Origin of the sequence: Dinghuibacter silviterrae (assembly GCF_004366355.1) — a bacterium.
In the GTDB taxonomy this organism is placed as follows: domain Bacteria; phylum Bacteroidota; class Bacteroidia; order Chitinophagales; family Chitinophagaceae; genus Dinghuibacter; species Dinghuibacter silviterrae.
This window is the reverse complement of sequence record NZ_SODV01000002.1, coordinates 1,544,645-1,566,575: the sequence shown is the minus strand read 5'-3', so window position 1 is coordinate 1,566,575 and position 21,931 is coordinate 1,544,645. Positions and strand designations below refer to the sequence as shown.

The 21,931-nt window shown below is 57.2% G+C and carries 15 protein-coding genes; 7 read left to right on the top strand and 8 right to left on the bottom strand.

Going from position 1 to position 21,931, the window contains the following annotated elements:
- Window positions 1–24: 24 nt before the first annotated feature.
- Window positions 25–1,767, bottom strand: coding sequence for a RagB/SusD family nutrient uptake outer membrane protein (locus EDB95_RS23675; RefSeq protein ID WP_133998311.1), 1,743 nt, complete (start codon window positions 1,765–1,767; stop codon window positions 25–27).
- Window positions 1,768–1,784: 17 nt separating this feature from the next.
- Window positions 1,785–5,102, bottom strand: coding sequence for a SusC/RagA family TonB-linked outer membrane protein (locus EDB95_RS23670; protein WP_162852754.1), 3,318 nt, complete (start codon window positions 5,100–5,102; stop codon window positions 1,785–1,787).
- 316 nt (window positions 5,103–5,418) lie between these two features.
- On the opposite strand from EDB95_RS23670, the gene EDB95_RS23665 reads away from it, so the two are divergent.
- The 5 genes from EDB95_RS23665 to EDB95_RS23645 all read left to right on the top strand — a co-directional run bounded on the left by EDB95_RS23665 (window position 5,419) and on the right by EDB95_RS23645 (window position 9,711).
- Window positions 5,419–6,444 carry a LacI family DNA-binding transcriptional regulator gene (locus EDB95_RS23665; RefSeq protein WP_133998305.1) on the top strand — a complete coding sequence of 342 codons (1,026 nt, stop codon included), beginning with the start codon at window positions 5,419–5,421 and terminating at the stop codon, window positions 6,442–6,444.
- A 32-nt stretch (window positions 6,445–6,476) separates the two neighbouring features.
- Entirely contained in the window at window positions 6,477–6,749 is a 273-nt protein-coding gene (locus tag EDB95_RS23660) for a UBP-type zinc finger domain-containing protein (RefSeq protein WP_133998302.1), read from the top strand.
- A 24-nt stretch (window positions 6,750–6,773) separates the two neighbouring features.
- A complete protein-coding gene (locus EDB95_RS23655) occupies window positions 6,774–8,663 on the top strand; it encodes a 7TM diverse intracellular signaling domain-containing protein (RefSeq protein WP_133998299.1) in 1,890 nt (629 codons plus the stop codon).
- Complete coding sequence (locus tag EDB95_RS23650; RefSeq protein WP_133998296.1) at window positions 8,660–9,295, top strand: response regulator transcription factor; 636 nt, start codon at window positions 8,660–8,662, stop codon at window positions 9,293–9,295. The genes EDB95_RS23655 and EDB95_RS23650 overlap by 4 nt, the downstream gene beginning before the upstream one ends.
- A 77-nt stretch (window positions 9,296–9,372) precedes the next feature.
- On the top strand, window positions 9,373–9,711 hold the full coding sequence (locus EDB95_RS23645) for a hypothetical protein (protein ID WP_133998293.1): 339 nt from the start codon (window positions 9,373–9,375) through the stop codon (window positions 9,709–9,711).
- Here EDB95_RS23645 and EDB95_RS23640 read toward each other — a convergent pair.
- The 3 genes from EDB95_RS23640 to fbp form a co-directional block, all read right to left on the bottom strand.
- On the bottom strand, window positions 9,708–10,193 hold the full coding sequence (locus EDB95_RS23640) for a glutathione peroxidase (RefSeq protein WP_133998290.1): 486 nt from the start codon (window positions 10,191–10,193) through the stop codon (window positions 9,708–9,710). The genes EDB95_RS23645 and EDB95_RS23640 overlap by 4 nt on opposite strands.
- A 29-nt stretch (window positions 10,194–10,222) precedes the next feature.
- On the bottom strand, window positions 10,223–11,359 hold the full coding sequence (locus tag EDB95_RS23635; RefSeq protein WP_133998287.1) for a hypothetical protein: 1,137 nt from the start codon (window positions 11,357–11,359) through the stop codon (window positions 10,223–10,225).
- 212 nt (window positions 11,360–11,571) lie between these two features.
- Window positions 11,572–12,582 carry a class 1 fructose-bisphosphatase gene (fbp, locus tag EDB95_RS23630; RefSeq protein ID WP_211352195.1) on the bottom strand — a complete coding sequence of 337 codons (1,011 nt, stop codon included), beginning with the start codon at window positions 12,580–12,582 and terminating at the stop codon, window positions 11,572–11,574.
- Between the two features lie 136 nt (window positions 12,583–12,718).
- Here fbp and EDB95_RS23625 point away from each other — a divergent pair, with 136 nt between their 5' ends.
- The gene (locus tag EDB95_RS23625) at window positions 12,719–15,757 is read left to right on the top strand and encodes a SusC/RagA family TonB-linked outer membrane protein (protein WP_133998285.1); all 3,039 of its coding nucleotides are present in this window, start codon (window positions 12,719–12,721) and stop codon (window positions 15,755–15,757) included.
- Between the two features lie 10 nt (window positions 15,758–15,767).
- Complete coding sequence (locus EDB95_RS23620) at window positions 15,768–17,516, top strand: RagB/SusD family nutrient uptake outer membrane protein (protein WP_133998282.1); 1,749 nt, start codon at window positions 15,768–15,770, stop codon at window positions 17,514–17,516.
- Here EDB95_RS23620 and EDB95_RS23615 read toward each other — a convergent pair.
- Genes EDB95_RS23615 through EDB95_RS23605 form a run of 3 tightly spaced genes read right to left on the bottom strand, consistent with a single transcriptional unit; the run spans window position 17,513 to window position 21,816 of the window.
- On the bottom strand, window positions 17,513–18,286 hold the full coding sequence (locus EDB95_RS23615; protein ID WP_133998279.1) for a LytR/AlgR family response regulator transcription factor: 774 nt from the start codon (window positions 18,284–18,286) through the stop codon (window positions 17,513–17,515). The genes EDB95_RS23620 and EDB95_RS23615 overlap by 4 nt on opposite strands.
- Window positions 18,283–19,293 carry a sensor histidine kinase gene (locus EDB95_RS23610; RefSeq protein WP_133998276.1) on the bottom strand — a complete coding sequence of 337 codons (1,011 nt, stop codon included), beginning with the start codon at window positions 19,291–19,293 and terminating at the stop codon, window positions 18,283–18,285. The genes EDB95_RS23615 and EDB95_RS23610 overlap by 4 nt, the downstream gene beginning before the upstream one ends.
- A gap of 18 nt (window positions 19,294–19,311) precedes the next feature.
- A complete protein-coding gene (locus EDB95_RS23605; protein WP_133998273.1) occupies window positions 19,312–21,816 on the bottom strand; it encodes a TonB-dependent receptor in 2,505 nt (834 codons plus the stop codon).
- Between the last annotated feature and the right edge of the window lie 115 nt (window positions 21,817–21,931).

Genomic DNA, 21,931 nt, shown 5'->3' with positions numbered 1-21,931 from the left:
TAATGTGTTTGCGCCGGGACGGGGTTACCACCCGGGATTCTGCACAAGGTTCGGATTGAGTTGCAGCTCCTGGGTGGGGAGCGGCAGGAGGTAATTTTTTTGCTGCCAGGTACGGCCCGTTTGAAAGATGATGCAACCGTTCCCATCCAGGGGCAGGGTGCCGGCGGCGGGCCAGGCCGTTTGATAGGCGGTGCCGGTCCACTGGATGCCGAGGAGGTCCATGGGCATTTCGGTTTCGGCGGTCTTCCAGCGTTTGAGGTCGTCAACGCGGAACCCTTCGTTGAACAGTTCTATCGTTCGTTCACGGCGGATTTCAGTCCGCATGTCCAGGCCATTGGCCGACACGAAAGCATTGGTGAGCGCCGGCATGCCGTTGTCCGTGTTGATGCGTAACCGGACGAGGTTGAGGGACTGGTTGAGATCGGCGTCGCTGATCGAACCGTTGAGTTCGAACTTGGCTTCGGCATAGTTAAGAAGGACCTCGGCGTAGCGGATGACAGGGTAATCATAGGCTTCAGCGTTGGGAAGGACGTTGCGCTCGGTCGCCCACTTGTCCGCATGATAACCACTCGCAAAACAGGGATTGAAGTCGGGGTAATCCGCATTGGCAAGGTCGGCGGCATCCCCTTTCCAATCGATCCTGTTCCTGGGCGCCTGCGACCAGTAGGTTTTACCCGGGATCATCACGGTATACAACATGCGGTTGTCCCGGTGTTGGAATTCGGAAGTCTCGGTGGCATAACCCTGGAACACCTTGGAGGTGGTGACGGGCAGGCCATCGGTACAGAGGTACATGTTGGCGAGCTTGCGGGTAATTTCGTAGTGATTGTTGGCAAAGGAGAAGTTCGTCCCGAATTGGCGTTTGGCGTAGTCGTACTGGTTGGCGAGGATGTACTCGGTATTGGCGGACTTGCCGAGGCCGGCGGGGTTCGACAGCCCCTGTGCGTCGGCGTTTTCGAGAACGAACAGGTATTTGAGGGCGGAGTCGCCGAGGACAGCGGGGTTGAAAAGGGCGTACTGTCCGCTGCTCATCACGGCCTGGCTGGCGGCGACGGATGTCGTGAGGAGTGCTTGGGCGCGGGCGCTGTTGCCGCGGAACTCCTGCCAGGTGCCTTCGTAAAGGGTCACCCGTCCGAGGAAGGCTTGGGCGGCACCCTGGCTTACCCTGCCCTTCTCGCTGGAGGGCATGGCGCTTTGGACGGGAAGATTGGTAACGGCGGCCTGGAGGTCGGCGATGATTTGATTGACGACGGAGTCCCTGGACGTACGCGGGGCCGTGAGCTGGGGCGAGTTGGTCGCGAGCGGGGTGGTCACGAGGGGGACTGCGCCATACAACTGAAGCAGGTCGAAATACACATACGCCCGGAAGAACTGGGCCTCGCCAACGAATTGGGCGATGTCCGCAGGCTTAGCGTAAGACTGCGCCTTGTTCAGGAAATAGTTGATGTTCCTGATCTTGGTATAGTCTCCGCTATAGAAGGGATCGGTCGTATACACAGGGTTGGAGCCGCTGCTGAACTCGTTGAGGGTCGCACTAAGGTCCGAACGGATGTCGTTGTGTGGATTACCGGTATTGTCGTTATTGGTATTGTTGGCGTCGGTAAAGGAACGCTGGTAGGCATAAAAGGCATTGGCCGCGAGCATGAAGTCGTTGGGGGTCTTCCAGTATGTCGCGTCGGACAGTTGGTCCAGGGGGTTCAGGTTGAGCATTTTGTTGCAACCCGTCAAGAAGAGGAAGGCCAGCAGCGTTATGGATAATTTTTTCATTTTGCCGGAATTTGTCGTTAAAACGTAAGGTTTATGCCACCCGTAAGAAAACGGTAGAAGGGAAAGCGTTCGTTCCCGCTGATCGTCATGGTGGCTTCGGGATCCCAGCCATCGTTGATGTGGCTGATTTCCCAGAGGTCGTTGCCGGAGAAATAGATCCTGAGCTTCTGGATTTTCGCCTTTTGCGTCCAGGCTTGTGGCAACGTATAACCGATGACGAGGTTTTTGAGCCTTAAATAAGCGCCGTTCTCGACCGACCAGGTGGAGGGCTGGTAGTTGTAGGTGGCGATGTTGCCGGCAAACAAGGTGGCCAGTGTGGGATATTTGGCGTTGGTGTTGGTGGGTGTCCAGGTATTGTTATAGTATTCGGAGGACTGGCCGATCCATATCCAATAGAAGGGGATGCCCCATCCATACCCACGGCGGTAGATGGTCCGCTGCCCTACCCCCTGGAAGACGACCGAAAAGTCGAAACCTTTCCATTCAGCGCCGAGGTTGAACGAATAGCTCCAGCGGGGGTCGTTCCTACCCAGGTATTTCAGGTCGCCGGGCAAGGTGAGCTTGCCGTCCCCGTTAAGGTCTTTGAACATATTGTCGCCCAGCCGGAGACCGGAGGTGGTGGAGCCGATCGTAGACGGCGCTGGCATCCCGATGCTGTTACCGGCAGCGTATTTCGTATTATAGGCGTCGAGTTGCGCCTGTGTCTGGATACGGCCGGCGTATTGGAGACCGAAGTAGGCGCCGATGGGTTGACCTTCCACGGCGTTATTGTACCCCGACGCGATGACCTTTTGACCGCCAAAGCTGACGAGCTTGTTTTGGTTGTCGGATATGTTCCCACCGATATGATAGGTCACCGGGCCGATCCGGTCCTGCCACATCAGGGACAGTTCCTTGCCCCAGGTCCTCAGGTGACCGCTATTGCTCGCAGGGGCCGTGGCGCCGAGGATGGCGGAATAGGTGTGGGCTAGCAACATGCCGATGTTGTTTTTTACAAAATATTCTATCGTGCCGCTCAACCGGTGGTTAAGCACAGAGAAGTCGAGTGCGAGGTTGGCGGTCCGGACGTCTTCCCAGGTCCGGTTGAGGCTTACCAGGGTATTGGTAGGCCCCACCGTAACCACAGGGTTACCGCCGATGACCGGGTAACCGCTGTTGGTCGCTCCGGTGGACTGGCTGACGTTCAGCAACTGTATATAGTCATAGAGCCCTATCCCGTTCTGGTTCCCCACAGACCCGTAGGAGGCCCGCAGCTTCAACTCATTGAACACCTTTTGGTGTTTCATAAAGGTTTCTTCGGTCAACCGCCAGCCCCCGGACAAGCCATAGAAGGCTTTCCAGCGGTTGGAAGCGATAAACTTCGAGGAGCCGTCATAACGTGCGTTGGCCTCGAAAAGGTATTTATTCTTATAGGCATAGTTGAACCGTCCGAAATAAGAACCGAGTGCCCAGTGGGACTGACTTTCACCGTTGGTGATCACGGTACTGCTGCCAACCAGGCCGAGGGAGGGAACGTTGTCGTCCTGGAGGTCTGTGGAGCGGGTAGTATAAGCGTCGGTCTCGTCGCGCTCGTAGGAAGTCCCGAGTGTGAGGCCGAGGTCGTGTACCGTGCTAAAGGTATTCCGGTACTCCAGGTAGGCATTCGCGTTATAATAAAGGTCCTTGTTCAGCCCCCGTTGATAATAGGTGTTGACCTGGCTGGGGTCCTGGGCAATGACGGTCGTTCCCGCATAGCTATACCAGTTGATCCCCTTTTGCTGGGCCTTATTGTCGGAAAAAGTAGCGTTGTACCCGGCGCTGCCGATAAAATGGAGGTGCGGGGTAAAGGCATACGTCAGCTTGGTGCTCGTCACCAGGCGGGTATCGTATTCCTTGTTGTCGCCCCCGTCGGCCAGCTGCCAGTTGACGCTGCGCTGCCCACCCCACGTATACGGCAGGCCGTATTTGTTGGCGGAGGGGAAACCCGGCTGCTGCCAGGGACCCAGGGCCGAGGACAACATGGTGGGTTCGACGATGTTATTTTCTTCCAACGAGATATTCGTTTCGACTTTTAGTTTTTCGGAAAAGGTATAGTCGTGTGCGAGCCGGAGGTTGTATCGCTTGTTGGAATTGTCCCCCCATTGCAACTGGCTACCGTCGTCCATGTACCCCAGCGAGACCCGGTACCCCGAGTTGGTGCCCCGGCCGGAAATGGCTATGTTTTGCTGGGTCGACGTCGCATTGCCCCAAAGCACCTTTTGCCAGTTCATGCCCTGGAACATAGGGAAGTCGGCCACGTCCCCAAAACCGGGGTCGGCGCTGTTACCACTTATCCAGCCTGAATCGGGGGCATTGGCATAAAGGACGCCCAATTGGTACCAACTGTCAGACGTCGGCACCGTCCCATAATTGTCGGCGATCCGCGCCGCCATCATCATCTGGCCGTAGGGCTTGACGTCCAACAGGTGCGGCATCAGCCCCAGCACCTTTTTCGACACGGACCCATCGTATTGGATGGTGGGTTTCCCGGACTTGCCGCGTTTGGTGGTGATCAACACGACCCCGCCGGCGCCCCGGGCGCCATAGATCGCGGCGTCGGCGTCCTTGAGGAAAGACATATTGTCGATGTCGTTGGGGTTGATGGAGTTCAGGGCGTTCAGACTGCTGACGGGGATCCCGTCGATGATGACCAGGGGGTCCGCGCCGTTGGTGGACGTGGCGCCCCGCATCTGGAAGTTCCAGTTCTGGCGGCCGGGCTCCGTAGAAGTCCGGGTCACCACGACGCCGGGCACCTGTCCCTGCAAGGCGCCGATGGGGTTGTCGACCGGGCCCTTGTCCTGGAAGGCCTTGGCGTCGACGACGGAGACGGAACCGGTGAGGGTGGCTTTTTTTTGCGTGCCGTACCCAACGACGACGACGTCGTTCATGGCTGTTTTCAATGATTTGAGGCTAAATACCCGAACATTGGTCAGGGCGCCCGCCTTGACCCGTATCGGTTCGTAACCGATGCTGGTCAGGATGATGACCTGGTCCCTGCCCGCCCGGATGGTGAATAAGCCCCCGGCATCCGTCACAACACCCCGATCCGACCCTTCGATCGTCACCGAAACGCCCTGGACGGGCTGCTTGGTGTCCTCGTCGATGACCTTGCCGTGGACGACGTGGTTGGTATCCGACAGGGCCGCGACTGCGCCGTCAGAGGAGCGCAGCACCGCGGCTCGCGCGCCCGGGGCAGGCCGCCCGGCAGCGCGGACGAGCGGCGCGGCGACCCAGGAAGGCCGCCCGGCGGCCCCGGCGCCTTGGGAGATCATTACCCCCAGGTAAAGGAGGGAAAATGTAGAAAGCAATCTTGTCATATGGCTAGTTTTGGAGTGCATGGAGCCTTACCAATAAGTGTCATTAAAACATTTTTTTGATGACGCATAAAAAAATGCCTTGCAGCATCATGTAAGTTGGGGGAGATAGCAAGCATGTACCATCGTTAATGCGCTGAAGTATCATTGCAGAACAAGAATACACAACATTCCCATAGAACGAAAATTTCCGTCCGGTTAATTTCCGGCAACGTTCTCGAAAAACCCTCCAAAACCCCCACCCAATCTACACTACAACGTTTTCGCAGATTTTTTGCCTAACCGGTTAACCAATGCCTAACTTGGACCCGGAAACGATATGAAAAAGAAGAAAGTCTCCATATACGACATCGCCGAAGAAGTGGGTGTTTCCACGGCTACCGTCTCATACGTCCTCAACGGAAAAGCCGCTGAAAAGCGCATCAGTCCTGAACTTCAGAAACAAATCCTTCGGTCGGCAAAGAAGAACGGCTACCAGCCGAACATGCTCGCCAAGGGATTGAGCACTGGCAAGAGCAAGATCATCGGGATGATGGTCGAGTACATCTCCGACCCTTTTTTCTCCACTATCGCCCGGCAGATCGAGGACAAGGCCTCCCGCCGGGGGTATAAACTGCTTTATTCCAGCACCGAGAACTGCACGGATAAGACAAAGGAACTGCTCCGGGTGTACCGGGAAACCCAGGTGGACGGGTACATTATTGCGCCGCCACCGGGGGTCGAAAAGGAAATCCGCACCCTGCTGAGGTCCCAGGTCCCGCTGGTGCTTTTCGACCGTTTTTTCCCGGACCTGCCTTCCTTTAACGTGATCGTGGACAACCAGGCCGGGTGTTACGAGGCGACCCGGCATTTTATCGCCAGGGGACACCGGAACATCGCCCTGGTGACCCTGGATTCCTTGCAGGTGCAAATGGCCGAGCGGACGACGGGCTACCACAAGGCGCTGGAGGAATCGGGCCGTACACCGCTGGTCAGGCATATCCCCTTTACGGCGCCCGAGGAAGAACGCGTCCGGCGGATTATTGCCTTTATCGAAGACCACCCGGAGGTGGATGCCGTCCTGTTCTCCACCAACTACCTGGCGATCAGTGGCATCAAGGCGATCCAGTCGCTCAGGCGTTCCATACCCGGGGACCTGGGGGTGATCAGCTTTGACGACAACACCCACTTCGACCTCTTTACCCCTTCCATCACGTCGGTCGCCCAGCCGGTGTTTGGGATTTCGGAGGCCATTATGGATCTGTTGTGGCGGCAGATGGACGGACCCGTTTTGCCGCGGGCGAAAAAGGAAACGGTGGTCCTTCCCCCCCTGTTGATGGAGCGGAATTCCGTAGGCAGGACGTGAGCGGGGAAACCCCTATTTTTACTCAAAAAAATATGGATCAACCCGGCCTCTGCACGCACCTGCGTGCGGTCAAAGAACTCAAGGTGGCGACCGAGCACGTTTGCGAAGAATGTGTCAAACACGGATGGGATTGGCTCCACCTGCGGACCTGCCAGACTTGCGGCGCCACCCTTTGCTGTGACAGCTCTCCCCACAAACACATGACCAAACATTTTCACCATACGGGCCATCCCGTTGCCTCTTCCGCGGAGGAAGGCGAGCGCTGGCTGTGGTGTTACCAGGATGAGATGATGGCAGAATACTAAGAAACTCGCCGTATCTTATGGGGGATGCGTCGGTCGCTTACCATCTTGCTGGCTCTGACCTTTCCCCTGGGCGTGGCGGCCCAGCTTCCCTTGCGCACTTTTGGCCTCCGGGGCGCCCTGGAGGCGGATAGTATGACTGTGTGCCGCATAGACACTGGGTTAGACCTGGCGGCGGCGGCCGGGGGCAGATTCTCACCCGGTCGCGAAGCGATTATGAGCTGGCTGGAGCGACCGGGCCGGGAGCGTATCCGCGGCTCGTCGGAGCCGGCCGGCCGGCGGTCAGCGTCACGCGGTCAAACACTTTGGCTGAAATTCAGCCTGCGCAATACGACCGACACGGTTTTAACCTTTTTCGTCTACTGCGGCGACCTCGACTACGTCGACGCATGGATAGCAGGGCGCGACACGCTTCATAGCGCCGCAGGCGTTTTGCAACGCGTGCCCCCGGGGAGCACCCCGGCCCAACGGTACTTTTCGGCCATACCGCTTCACCTGGCGCCGCACGAGCAGGGGGTCGCATTCTTTGCCATCCGGCAGGTCAATTCCGGCGCCGGCCTTGACGGGGTGTCGCTTTATGCCCCGGCGGCCCTGGACGCCGCCTGGGCGGGCGCCAATACGGCCGACCAGGGGTATTATGTGTTCGAATGGCTTTTCCAGGGGTTTTTGTTGTGCCAGGTGTTGTACGTCCTTTTTCAATGGCTGATCGTGCGCCGGAAGGAGTACCTGTATTATTTCTGTTACCTGGTCGCCCTGACCTTGTATTTCCTGAGCAAGTTCGAGTCCTTTCTCGGGGTCGAACTTTTGTTTTCCCGTTTGCCGTTGCTAAAGGTGTACCTGTCCAAGACGCTGCTCATTTTTCCTTACTTTCTTTACCTGCGCTTTGTACGGAGCTTTTTGGATATACCGCACCGTTATACCGCGCTGAACAAGTGGATCGTCTGGGTGGAATATTTTCTGCTGGGGTATACGGTCTTCGACCTGGTGCTGATTGCGGTGACCTTTGATCCGCGGTTGCAGGCGGAGTTTTTTACGTACGTCCTGCTGGCGCTTTTCCTGTTGTCCACCTCCTTTATCGTATACCTGTTCCGGCACCGGGAAACCCTGATCTACTATATCCTGACGGGAAGCCTGTGCGTGGCCGTCGGCAACATCCTGGGACAGGTCTTCACGTATGTTGAATTTTACCACCACATCAACCTGGGGATCGATCATATCCTGGTTTTCCCGCAGACGGGGATCCTCCTGGAGATCCTTTGCTTTACCGCGGGTCTGGGTCACAAGACATTGCTCGCGGAAAAGGAAAAACTCCGCAGCCAGGCGAAGTTGATGCACATCCGCGGACAAGTCGCCCAGGACCTTCATGACGATATCGGGTCGACCCTGAGCTCCATCTCGATCCTCAGCGACCTGGCGTTGCGCGGGGGGCAGACCCAGGAAACGGTGAGCGAAATCAAGGACAGCGCGATCCTGCTGATGGAACGGATGGATGACCTGGTGTGGAGCATCCACCCGCGGAATGATTCGCTGGAGCACCTCCTGATGCGGGTCCGGCATTTCGCCACCACCCTTTTTGAGGCAAAGGGGATCGAGTATGACATCTCGATACAAAAGGACATCGGCGAGGTCAGGCTCCCCATGGACTTCCGCCAGCACGTTTACCTGGTGCTGAAAGAGGCGATCAACAACCTCGTCAAGTATGCCGGCGCCCAACAGGCATACATACGGGTGGGTTTTGACGCCCGTCACCTGGAACTGTCGGTCAGGGATGACGGGCGCGGGTTTGATACCACGCAATCCCGGAAGGGCAATGGCCTGGAGGGGATGCGCAAACGGGCGGAGATGATGGGCGCGACCCTGACGATTGTGTCGGAACCGGGGGCGGGCACCGAAGTCATGTTACAAGTGAAGCTATGATCAAAATCGCGATAGTCGAAGACAACGACGCGCTTCGCAGCAGCCTGGAAGGCCTCTTCAACCGGTCCGAGGGGATGCGGTGTGTAGTGGCCCTCCCCCACCTCCTGAACGTGGTCAGCGAGCTCGCCCGGGCCCGGCCGGACGTCATCCTCATGGACATAGGGCTGCCGAATATTTCGGGGATAGAAGGCGTGTACACCGTAAAGACCCACTACCCGGAGGTCCAGGTGCTGATGTTCACTGTATTCGAAGACGACGAGCACATCTTTGACGCCATCCGCGCGGGCGCTTCCGGTTACCTGCTCAAAAAAACGCCCCCCGAAGACATCGTACTGGCCTTGCGGGACCTTTTTCACGGGGGCGCGCCCATGACCGCCAGCATCGCGCGCCGGGTCCTCCAGTCCTTCCGGACCGCGCCCTCCACGGTCGCCAGCGACCACCGGCTGACGGCCAGGGAAAATGAAATCCTGTATTCCCTTGTGGACGGCCTCAGCTACAAAAAGATCGCGGACAAGTATTGCGTCAGCATCAGCACCATCCGTACGCACATCTGCAATATCTACCACAAGCTGCATGTCAATTCGAAGGCGGAGGCGGTGGCCAAGGCGCTGGGGCGGGGCGGCAAGCGCTGAGCGCGGCGGGGCGGCGCCGCCCGAAATCGGATGTTTATCCGATTGACCTTTGTCCGGATTTAGTGTCTCTTTGCCTTATGTTACGGAACGTCGTTGCCATCCTATGTTATTGCACCTTCGTGGGCTGGGTGATTGCCTACGGCCTGCACCGGCGCGCCAAAACACCCCTGGGCGCCTTCCACCTGCGGCAGACTTTTTTGCTGTATGTCCTTTCACTATCCCTGTCCCTGGCGGACGGGATGATCGAATGGAACCCCGTGTACAGACCGGCGCTGTCGCCCGTGCTCGTCCTTTGGGGTACGGCACTGTTTGTCCTTTGGCTGGTGGGTCTTATCGGCGCCCTGAACGGAGCTGCCCGGTCGATCCCGTTGATCGGGAAAAAAGCACAAGAAGTATTTCCGGGTATTACGGCTTAGTCGCGAACGAGCCGCTGGATATACGGCTCTATGGCGGCCGGTTTGGTGATGGGTGAAAACCTTTTTACCGGCCGGCCGTCGGTGTCTAAAAGGAACTTTGTAAAATTCCATTTGATGCGGCGGCCCCACCAGCTTCCGAGCCTGCCTTTCAGCCACGCGAAAACAGGATGCGTATCCGGTCCGTTGACGTCGATCTTGGCAAACAACGGAAAGGTCACCCCAAAGTTGACCTTGCACGTCGCCTCCATATTTTCGTTGGTCTCCGGCTCCTGGTGGGCAAACTGGTTGCTGGGGAAACCCAGGACGACCAATCCCTTGTCCTTATACGCCTGGTACAAATGCTCCAGGCCCTCGAACTGCGGGGCCAGGCCGCATTGGGTCGCGGTGTTGACGACGAGGATGACCTTACCACGGTAGTCTCCGAGGGAGACCGTGCGCCCCTGCGGGTTCAGGGCGGATAGGTCGTAGAACGTAGTGGGCATCGGTGTGGCTTTTTGCGAAGGTACGCCTCTTACGACGCCTTTAGCCCAATATAGTGGTACGTATAATCGAGGAGAAAATAATTATTGAGGAAAAAATCGATCCCGAAGATGCACCGCTGTTGCCCGCTGCTGGACACGCTTGTCTGGTAGAGCGCGTTGTCGGTGGTATAGCCGTACTGAAACCCCTGGCTGGTGGTCATTTCAACCGCCTGGCCGCTTTGGGTGGAAGCAGGCGTACTGGTCGAATAGATGCTAAAACCAACGGGCGTACCGGTATCGAGCAAAATGTTGCTGGAGAGCGCCACGGCGGACCCCGCATAGCTGACGATGCCCAAAACGTCAGGGTCGAAGGTGTTGCCTAAGTCAAGGCGTTGGGACTGCAGCGCAAAACCGGATTCCATTCCGCTGGTGAGCCCGATCGTTAGCAAGGGGGTGGCCGCATACCCCTGGTTGGAAGGCGTGCCTGTCCAGCCGATCTGGCTGAGGGGCGCCAGTTGAATCCCGGCGGACAGGCCGCTGCCGTAGTTGAAGTAGTTGAAGGGACCTTTTATACCGGCCCGGGTGGTCACCACGGTCACCGAGGGATCAAAACCGGTGGAATATACCCCGGCCACGCCGTCGCTGGACGCGTCCAGGGGAACGGAGGCCTGGGTCTGGTTGTCCACGCCTTTGTAGACGATGACAAAGGGCATGCGGTAGGTTTGGACGCTGCCGTTCTGATCGCCGAAGGTGATACGGGCATACGCGATGTTCCCATAAAATGTACGGGTAGCCGGTGCGCTCCCGTACGTCGTGGTCACCTTGACCGATGTAACGGTGATGCCGTTGATGATGGCAGAATCCGGGCTGTTGATCACAATCCCCGTATCGGCGATATAGGTCGACGGGAAAACGGAGGTCCCGCTAAGCAGGAGCCCCTCGGACCCGGTATCGAACACCGTCTTCAAACTCAGGCTCGACGTCCCGATCTTGATAATAGGCAAATAAATCCGCCGGTCACCCGGGGTCTGGTTCTGGGCAGGGATCAAATCAATAGTCACCGGAGAAACGATAGAAGCATCCACCGTGCTCTGCACGGCAGGCTGGTCGTGTTTGCTACAAGCATTCAGCAGGACCAGGATCGATAGGGACAGGATGGGCGAAAACCTCCTCAAGCGTAGCATCATATATGGTGAATATTAACGAGAAAATACATCAAATATTGCTCCTGGCCAAAGGTCGGCCGGCGTGCGCGCGAAGTGGTTTGTCTTTTTCTTTCTTTTGCGTAGGATCCAGGCCCGCAATGCGTGTTTAAGTCCTACGCAAAAGAAAGAAAAAGACAAACCACTTCGCTCTAGGCGCGGTCAGGCGGATGACCGGTACATTCGGGTTGCGGGAATCAGAGGTAACTGGAAACCTCGGTGACCATCTCCTTGCTGCCGATGAAGAGGGGGGTGCGTTGGTGTAGCTTCGTGGGTATGATGTCGAGGATACGGGAGGGACCGGAAGTGGCGAGGCCGCCGGCGACTTCGAAGAGGAAGGCGAAAGGGTTGCATTCGTAGAGGAGGCGGAGCTTTCCTTCGGGGCGTTCTTTGGTGCCGGGGTAGAGGAAGAGGCCGCCTTTGAGGAGGGTGCGGTGGAGGTCGGCGACCATGCTGCCTACGTAGCGTTCGGTGTAGCTGTCGGGGTTGAACTCGTTCCAGCGTTGGATGTCGGTGATGTAATGGCGGACACCGGCGGGGTATTGAAAGAAGTTGCCGTGGTTGATCGAATAGGTGTTGCCGTTTGAAGGACAGGTGATGTCGGGGTGGCTGAGACAGAATTCGCCGATGGCGGGGTCGAGGGTAAAGCCATTGACGCCCCGGCGGGTGCCGTAGACCAGCATGGTAGAAGTGCCATAGAGGACATAGCCCGCGGCGACCTGGCGGGTGCCGGGCTGGAGGAAGTCGGCGTCGGTCGCGGGGCTACCGGGGGCGGTTGTGCGCCGGTAGACGCCAAAGATGGTGCCTACGCTGATGTTGTTGTCGATGTTGCTCGATCCGTCCAGCGGATCGAAGAGCACGACGTACTTGCTTTGGTTGCTTTTGTGGTCGTCAAAAATGAGGACCTGGTCCGACTCTTCGCTGCCTACGCCGGCGCAGCTGACACCTTTGCGCAGGGCGGCGATGAGCTGTTCGTTGGCAAGGACGTCCAGTTTTTTGACGTCTTCCCCCTGGACGTTGCGCAAGCCTGCTTCTCCCAATACTCCGACGAGGCCGGCCTTGATGGCGTCGGCGCTGATCCTTTTGGCGGCCAGCCCGATGTCCCGCAGGAGGTGGCTGAGCTCCCCGGTGGCGTGCGGGAAAAGCCTTAGCTGATGGACGGTAAATTCGTCCAGCGTCATGATTTGTGTGGCATTCTGAACTAACATAGTGGATAAAGTTAATGGCGGAAACCATTACGACACCCGCGATAGTAAGATGTTCCATCAGAATAGTAAAACCTTACATTGTCCCCCGCGCGAAGTGCCGCTAACTTGACCCGGAATTTCTCCTAACTTTTGCTATATGAAAATGAACGCGCTTCGTTATTGCCTGCTATTGCTATGCCTGTCTCTTTTTTATCACCCCACCATAGCCCAAAACATCCTTGCCTCGGGTAAGGTGACCGACAAGACCACGGGTTTGCCCCTGGCCGGCGCTACGGTCACCATCAAAGGGACACCCGTGGCGACCACGACAGACGTGGACGGTTCCTTCCTGATCAAGATACCGCCCGGACACACCACGGTGATCGTCACCTTTGCGGGGTACGAGCCCCAGGAGCTGGAGGTCCACAACGGGCGGCTGAAAGCCAAAATCGCGCTCATCCCTAGCGAGAAATCACTGGACGACGTGGTCGTCATCGGCTACGGTACGGTGAAAAAACGGGACCTGACTGGTTCGGTCTCCACGGTAAAGGCCTCGGACATTGTCCGTTCACCAACGGGGAATGCGCTCGAAGCGATCCAGGGCATGGTACCGGGGATGGACATCGTCCAAACCAGCGGTCAGGCGAACGCGAACGTCAACATCGAGATCAGGGGAACGCGTACGTTTAGCGGCAATACGGCCCCGCTCTTTATCGTTGACGGGGTACAGGGCGTCGATCCTACCCTGCTCAATCCAAACGACATCGCCTCCATCGACGTCCTCAAGGACGCCTCTTCCACCGCCATCTACGGTTCCCAGGGGGCCAACGGCGTCGTCATCGTAACGACCAAAAAGGGGGTGGCGGGCCAGGCCAAAGTATCCTATAGCGGTTATTACGGGGTGGACGGCTGGTCGCAGTTTCCCGAACCGTTAATGGGCCAGGCCTATATCAACCTCCGGAGGGCCGCGTATCAAAATACAAACCCGCAGATCTGGAACAGCCCCGCGGATGATTCGAAGATCTTTAGTGCCACCGAGCTGGCCGGTATCCAGGCCGGTCAGTGGGTCAACTGGATAAAACTCATCCAGCAAAACGGCATCCGGGAAAGCCATTCCGTATCCGTTAGCGGCGGCTCGGACAAAACAAAGGCCTACCTGTCGGCGAGCTATTATAAAAATTCGGGCATGGTCAGCGGGAACGACCTGACCCGGTACAATGCGCTGCTGAACCTGGACCAGACCGTTACCTCCTGGTTCAAGGCGGGGATGAAGGGCGCCCTGACCTACAGCAATGTCAACGTCCGGGGTTCGGATCCCTATTCCAGGGCCTTGTATACCTCCCCGATCGGCGTACCTTATGACTCGAACGGGAACATCAACGTATACCCCGAATACGGCAATACCGGCGTGGTCAGTCCGCTTGCCGACAACCGGGGAGCGGAGATTTCCACCAACAACACCGTATCCACCAACGTAGCCTTTAACGGTTATGTGGACCTTACCCCCCTCAAGGGTTTAAAACTCAGCTCCGTCTTTGGCGTAAACCTGGCCAACTCCCGGCAAGGCCAGTTTTTCGATTCCTCTTCTTTGGAAGAAGTGAATACCAAATATTCCTATGCGGCCATCAACACCAACAACAACACGTTTTACAACTGGGAAAACATCCTGAACTACAATCATGGATTTGGAGACCATCAGTTTGACTTCACCGCATTGACGAGCTATACACACGAGAACGCCCTGACCTACTCCGCGGCTGGAACAAACCTGGTGTACAATTCGCAGCTCTTCTACAACCTTTCCGGGACGTCCGCCCTCAACCGGACGATCACGTCCAACTACGGCCGCCAGGACAATATGTCCTATGGTGCGCGGCTCAACTACGGTTATAAAGGCCGTTACCTGCTGACCCTGACCGAAAGGGTGGATGGGGCGTCCATCCTGGCCCCGGGACACAAGTGGGCGTCCTTCCCCTCGGCCGCGGTGGCCTGGCGGATGGGGGATGAAACCTTTATGCATTCGGTCCGCCAGGTATCGGAGCTCAAATGGCGGTTGAGCTACGGCGTGACGGGGAACGCCGGGATCACGCAGTACGGTACCCAAAGCTACCTGATCAACCAGACCATGGGTTTTGAAAACACCGCGGCGCCTGCGTATATCTTCAATACGACGATCGGTAATGAAAACCTGGGCTGGGAATTGTCCAAGACCGCGGACTTCGGCATGGACCTGGGGCTTTTCAAAAACCGGTTGAACGTCACGGCGGACATTTATAATACCAACACGACAAACATCATCATGCCGCGCAGCCTTCCGCCCAGCCTGGGAGTGGGCACGACCCTGCAAAACATCGGGTCAACGCGCAACCAGGGGATAGAGCTCGCCATCAATTCGCAAAACATCCGTACCCATTCTTTTTCCTGGTCTACCACCCTTACGTTTACGTCCAACCGGGAAAAGATTACGGGGCTGATCAGCGGCACCAACATCATCGACGGGACCAACCCCGAAACCGCGTCCCTTCTTTTGGGCCGCCCCATCCACTCCTTCTACAACTACGAGAAACTGGGGATCTGGCAAACCTCCGAGGCCACCGAGGCTTCGGGGCTGACATTCGGGGGCACGGCTTTCCAGCCGGGGGACATCAAACTTGCCGACCTGAACCACGACGGCAAGATTTCCCCGGACAGCGACCGGACGTATATCGGTTCTGCCGTACCCAAATGGTCTTCGGGTTTTCTGAATACCTTTACCTATAAAAATTTCGACCTGTCGGTGTATACCATCGTCCGCTGGGGCCAGATGATCCAGGACAACGTCCTCGGCTGGTACAACCCCGCGGGCCAGGGGAACAACAGTGCCGCCTACTTTAACTACTGGACGCCGGCCAACCCGACCAACGACTATCCCCGGCCGAAAGCCAACGAAAGCCTTGCCAGCGTCCCCGGGTATACCACCCTGGAATACGTGAACGGGTCTTACTTCAAACTCAAGACGGCGACCTTGGGATACACCCTGCCCCGGAAGGTCATCCGCCACGTGTGGATCTCCAACCTGAGGGCGTATGTGACGTGTAACAATATTTACGTAAAGGCCAAAAGCCACCTGATCAAATACTACGACCCGGAAGAGGGAGGTGCGGACAGCGCACCGCTGACCCGGCAACTGGTTTTTGGTTTGACTGTAGGTTTTTAAAATATACAACATGAAAAAGCTGATATACGCCCTGGCGGCGATCGTTATACTGGCCTCCTGTAACAAACGCCTGAACGAATACAACCCGTCCAATACCACCGCGGATGCGCTTTGGAGCACACCGCAGGGTTTTGTAACCGCCGTCAACGGCGCTTATTCGTGGATCCCCTTTCTGTACGGCAACAATGAAAACGGGCTTTTCTTAGCCGAACCGGGGACGGACCTTTGGTACAACTATAACAAGGTCTCTTATGATATAGACCTTACCCAATACCAGGCCTTCACGTCGGCATCCAACCCTTGTCTTGGCGTCTGGACGACCTTGTACAAAGCCATCAACCAGTGCAACGCGGGTATCGGCCGTATCGACCAGCCCACCTGGCCCAGCCAGACGATCCGCAACGAACGCCTGGCGGAACTTCGTTTCCTGAGGGGCTTTTATTACTGGTGGGTGGTCGAGTCTTTTGGCAACGTGATCCTCGACACCGTCGAGACAACGACCGTGACCCTGACGGCGCAACGGAGCCCCGTGACGGCGTTTTACGACCTGATCATCCGTGACCTCCAATATGCGGCCGCCAACCTGCCCGTCACCTACGGCAACGGCTGGGAATACGGACGCGCTACACAGGGCTCCGCGGAAGCCATGCTGGCCCGGGCATACCTGTCGAGGGCGTATTACGCCACCGGTGCCGACGCCCAGACCTATTTCAAGGCGGCCCATGACGCGGCCGTCCTGGTCATCAACAACCAGGCCCAATACCAGGTCAGCCTGTACCAGAACTATGCGTCTCTTTGGGACCCCAATAACCGGGATCCGAACAACGCCACCCACAACCAGGAAGCGTTGTTTGTGGCGACGTTCTCCACCAACACCGCCCTGGACATCAACAGCAACGCGGACCGGACACACATGTGGTTCCTGACCAACTACAGCGGCTACAGCGGCTCGTCGATCCCCGGTCTGGGCATCAGCCTGCTCTATGGCAACGACCAGAAAAACCGCCGATTTATGCCCACCCGGGCCCTGCTGGACTTCTACAACGACACCATCGACGCACGGTATACCGGGTCTTTCCAGGAGGTGTGGCTGTGTAATAAGGCATACACCTGGACCTCGACCGACGCCGCTTATTGGCACAAGGCCCCCAGCCTCGTGGGGCACGTCATGAAGATCGGGGACACCGCCCTGTACATTACCAAACACGTGGTGCCCAACCAGTCGTTTCGCCCCTACGCGGTGTTCGACGTGGACACGACCTATTTCCCATCGTCGGGCAAGATCAACTACGGCGATCGTTATGTGGTGCTCAAAAAATACCTCGATCCCCTGACGCGGACCGGGTTGACCAGCTACCCGGGCTACCTCGACGTCATCATCCTGCGGTTGGGTGAAATGTACCTCGACGCCGCCGAGGCCGACCTGCAGATGAGCAATACGACCGAAGCCGCCCAATATATCAATGTGCTCCGCACCCGGGCCGCTGTAAAAACACCCGTGGACTATACGGCCGCCATGCAGGTACAATCGTCCCAGATCACCCTTGACTTTATCCTGGATGAACGCGCCCGGGAAATGTGCGGGGAATACTGCCGCTGGTTCGACCTGAAACGCACCGGGAAGCTGGGCAGCCGGATCGCCGCTTATAATCCGGATGTAACCGGTTTTATTCCGGATTATGCGTTGCGGCCGGTGCCGCTGTCGGAAATTCAGGCGCTGTCGAATGGGGCTGAGTTCGGGCAGAATCCGGGGTATTAAAGGCTTCGCCCCGTCAGCCGCTGGATAGCCTCGCGATAGGTCTCGCCCACCGGCAATTCCATATCCTTGATAAATACGCTGTTCTTGCGGACGGCGGTGATGCTGGCCACGGCGATGATATACGACTTGTGAATCCGTACGAACCTGTCCGTGGGTAGCTCGGCTTCCATGGCCCGCGTGCTCATCCGGACGAGGAGCGGGCGGGGGCTGCTGTGGAGATGGACCTTGACGTAGTCGCCCGATCCTTCGATCCAGATGATGTCGGAGAAGAGCACCTTGACGAGGCTGTAGTCGACGTTTAGGAAGAAGAAGTCGGGGTGCGCCTGCCCCGGTGCGGCGGTCGCGCCGGGGGCCGGTGGGCCCGCCGCCCGCGTTGCGGCCGCTCCTGGTGCCGCCTGGCCCGCGGTGGCCCGCAGCTGAAAAAGCTCCTGCGCCTTGTTGCAAGCCTTCATAAACCGATCCAACCCCACCGGTTTGACAAGGTAATCCACCACGTCAAGGTCGAAACCTTCGAGGGCGAACTTGCGGTAAGCCGTAATGAGAATGACCATCGGCCGTTTGGTCAGGCTTTGGATAAACTGCAGACCCGTCAGCCCGGGCATCTGGATGTCAATGAACAATAGGTCGACCTCGTTGGCCTGGAGAACGGCGGCGGCTTCGAAGGGGTCCCCGCAGGTAGCCACCAGCTCCAGGAAAGGCACCTTGCTGATGTAGTCCTTGACCAGGGCCAGCGCAAGGGGTTCGTCGTCTATGGCGATACACCGCATCATTGGTGGAGGTTTAGTTCTAGGGTGGCGGTGAACCAGTCCGCCTCCCTGACGATGTGCAGCGTTTGCTGCTGGCCGTACAACAGGTTCAGCCGGCGGCGGACGTTGGCGAGACCGATTCCGGAGGTTTTGTCCTTGACCTCTTCCGAGGTAGGGTTATAACGGTTTTTCACGGAAAAATGCAATAGGCCGTCGCGGACGTGCATGTCGATGGTGATCGCCGGGTCCCTGATCAATCCCACCCCGTGTTTAAAGGCGTTCTCCACAAACGGGATGAGGAGCATGGGTTCGATTTCGTAAAAACCGCCGGGCATCTCCATGTTCACGGTAACGGGTACCTTCTGCCCGAAACGCTGGCGCTGAAGGTCGATATAGCTTTGCAGGTATTCGACCTCCTGGTTGAGCGGGACGCGTTCCTCGTCGGTTTCATAAAGCATGTACTGCATCAGGGACGACAGCTTCAAAATGGTCGGACCCAATTCCTCGGACTTCATGCGTTCCAGGGCGACCAGGTTGTTGAGGATGTTGAAGATAAAGTGGGGGTTAATCTGTGACCGGAGGAACGAAAGCTCGGTCTCGCGGGAAAGCTGGTCCGCCACTATTTTTTCCTCCACCACAAAGATCGTCGTACCAACGGCGATCGTCAGTACATAAGCCGGCAACAAAAAACCCACGGCCCCGGCCAGGTTGAAGTCGGGGATACCGAGCACCACGCTATGCAGGAAAAGATGAATGAGGACCATGAGCGCAAACAACAACACAAGGCCCAACGCAAAGCCCGCATATCGCCGCTGGTTGAACAGCCGTGGGGTGAGCAAAAGGGTGTTGACATAGTAAGGCCCGATCCAAAGAATGCTGGTAATCGCGTTCAGGTAGAAAAAAGCCGTGTCATACTGGTGATGGTCGTTGTGGTGCGCCATACCGTGCCCGGTGTTGAGCAGGTAGGGGAGGGACAAGACTACCGCCCATACCGCCGCATGCGTCAATATCGTATTCCACCGCTTTTTCATTCCCCTAAATATAAAGGTTTATTCGCCCTCGCTGGAGACATTGTTATTCCTACGCTTGAACAGGCTGGCGTCGACTTTCCCAAAGTTATAGGACAGGTTGAGCCGGAGCATCTGCGGGTCGCGCAGCCGGTCGTATTCCTGGACCAGGTAGGTGCTGTATGTATACTGGTCCTGTTTGTGGCTCCGGAAAATATCGTCAAAGCTCAGGGTCGCGGCGAGCTTGCCGGACAGGAACGTTTTCTTGACGCCCAAGTCTACCTCATAGAAGGGCTTTATATACCCCTGGGAGGCGCTCTGGGACTGCATGTTCGGGGGACCCGGCTGGTTCTGGTTGCTGTTCACCGGCAGGTTGGTTTTCGACTGGTACAGACCGGATACCTGGAGGGTAAACGAAGACGGGAGCTTTATGTTGGTATTGACTTTCCCAAACCAGCTCCATAAGGCTTGCTGGGCAAGGGCCGACCCGGTATTGATCTTCGAATTGTAGAGGTTCACGTTCGTGGACACATCCCACCAGGGTGTGATCGTATTCTGTGCCGTCACCTCGGCGCCCATCTGGTAGCTGGACTCGGCGTTGATGTACGTATTGATCAGGGTCGTCGAGCCAGCCGTCGTGTCTTCTTCGATGTAACCGGTGATCAGGTGGTCGGTATACTTGTAATAGATCGATCCCAGGATCGTGTTGTTGCCCGGGAAGCTTTTCAGGTAAGAGAGCTCCAGGGACTGCGTGAATTCCGGGACGAGGTTGGGGTTCCCCCGGGTAATGTTCAGCTTGTTCGAGGAATCGGTATAAGGAATAAGCTGGAAAAAGTTCGGACGGTTGACCCGGCGTGTATAGCTCAGTTGCAATTCCTGCCCGTTGCCCAGTTTCTGGCTAAAGAAAAGGGAAGGAAAAAGGCTGATGGGATACGTGTTTCCAAAGCTTTGACCGCTGTTCAGCAAGGTGCCGTGGTAGTTGGAGCTTTCCGCACGCAACCCGATCTTGTAGCTGAAGTTGTTGATACTGCTGCTCAGGATGGCATAAGCGGCATATACGTTGCTCCGGCTTTTGTAGTTGCTGGCCGCCGCGGGGACAAGCTCGTAAGCCGAAGAATCGGGGTTATAGGTATAGTTGTTGTTGATGTTCAGCCGCGATTGCAGGGCAGCCCGGACGCCGGTTTCCAGGGTGGTCTTTTTGCCAAGCGGATCCGTATAGTCGGACTGGAGGATGATGTTGTGGTCGTTCCCCCCGCCCTCGATCTTTTGCAGGGTGGTCGACCCCAGTTCCGTCGTATACAGCGAATTGCTCGTTGCATTCCCGGAGAAATAGCTGGCGTCTGCGGTCCATTCTTCCTTGTCTTTCGGGAAAAGGTGTTTTATCCCCAGCGTGCCACCCCGGCCGTTAAAGGTATGCGCCGCATCGATGGTCTCCCAGCCGGTGCCGCTGACTTTGCCTGTGCTGTAGAGGCTGTCGGTGTTCATCTGTATGTTCGAGGTGGTCGTTGCCCCGTGGTGCATCATAAATCCGGTCAGCGACAACGTGGTCCGGTTGCTGATAAAGTAGTCCACACCAAGCCGGCCGAAAAGCAGGTACCCCTTATTGGTATCCAATTCACTCTGGTCGATAAAGGTCGTGGGGGTGGTACTCAGGTCCGTACGCTGCGTGGAACTCGTCGTCCGGTCACTGATACGACGGTAGTTGATGTCCGCCGAAACGTTGATCTTGTTTTCCCGTACGTTCAAACTGGCCCCCGCCTGGGCACCGCCATACCGGTCCCCTCCGGCACGGACACTCCCGTTATATCCCTGTTTACGGTTTTTCTTCAGGACGATATTGAGAATCCCCGCCCCGCCGCCCGAGGCATCGTATTTCGCGGACGGATTCGTGATCACCTCCACGCTTTCGATGGCGTCCGCCGGTATCTCGTCCAGGGTCAGGGTCGTCGGCTTCCCGTCCACCATCAGCTGCGGTGACGCCCCCCTCAGGCTGACGTTCCCGTCGATGTCCACGTTCACGCTGGGGACGTTCTTCAATACATCCAGGCCGGTTCCTCCGGCGCTCACGATGTCCTTGGAGACGTTAAACACTTTTTTATCCATGTCCAGGGTCATGGTCGGTTTGGTCGCAGTGATGACGACTTCTTTCAGTTCCTTGGCCGCCGGGTTCAGCACCAGGTCGCCCAGGTCCTTGTCGGCGGCTTTCAGCGTGAGGTCCTGGCTGATCGGGCTATACCCTACTGCCGTGATGCTCAGCTTCAGGTGGGCATTCAGCGGCAGGTCTTCCACCGAGAATTCGCCGCTGCTTTTGGTGACCAGGCCTTTGAGCAATGTGTTTTTGTGCCGGGCATCATCCACTTTCAGGATCATGACCGAGGCATTGACCACGGCTTTGCCCGTGGAATCCACGAGCTTGCCGTATACGTGGGCGGTGCCGCCGGTTCCGCCGGGGCCGTTTATGCCGCCAGGTCCGCCCGGAGGGGGGCCCTGAGCCTTGAGTAAGCTGGAAACCAGGAGCGCGCAGAGGAAGTTCAACATCTTTTTCATACCGCGAGTTTTTTCATACCGCAAAGCTAGACTGCGGGTATTTCTCCCTCGGGGCGTTTGCGGAGAACCCGGAAAAAAGCGCGGGGAAACCGGAAAAAAAGGGGATTTTTAGTTT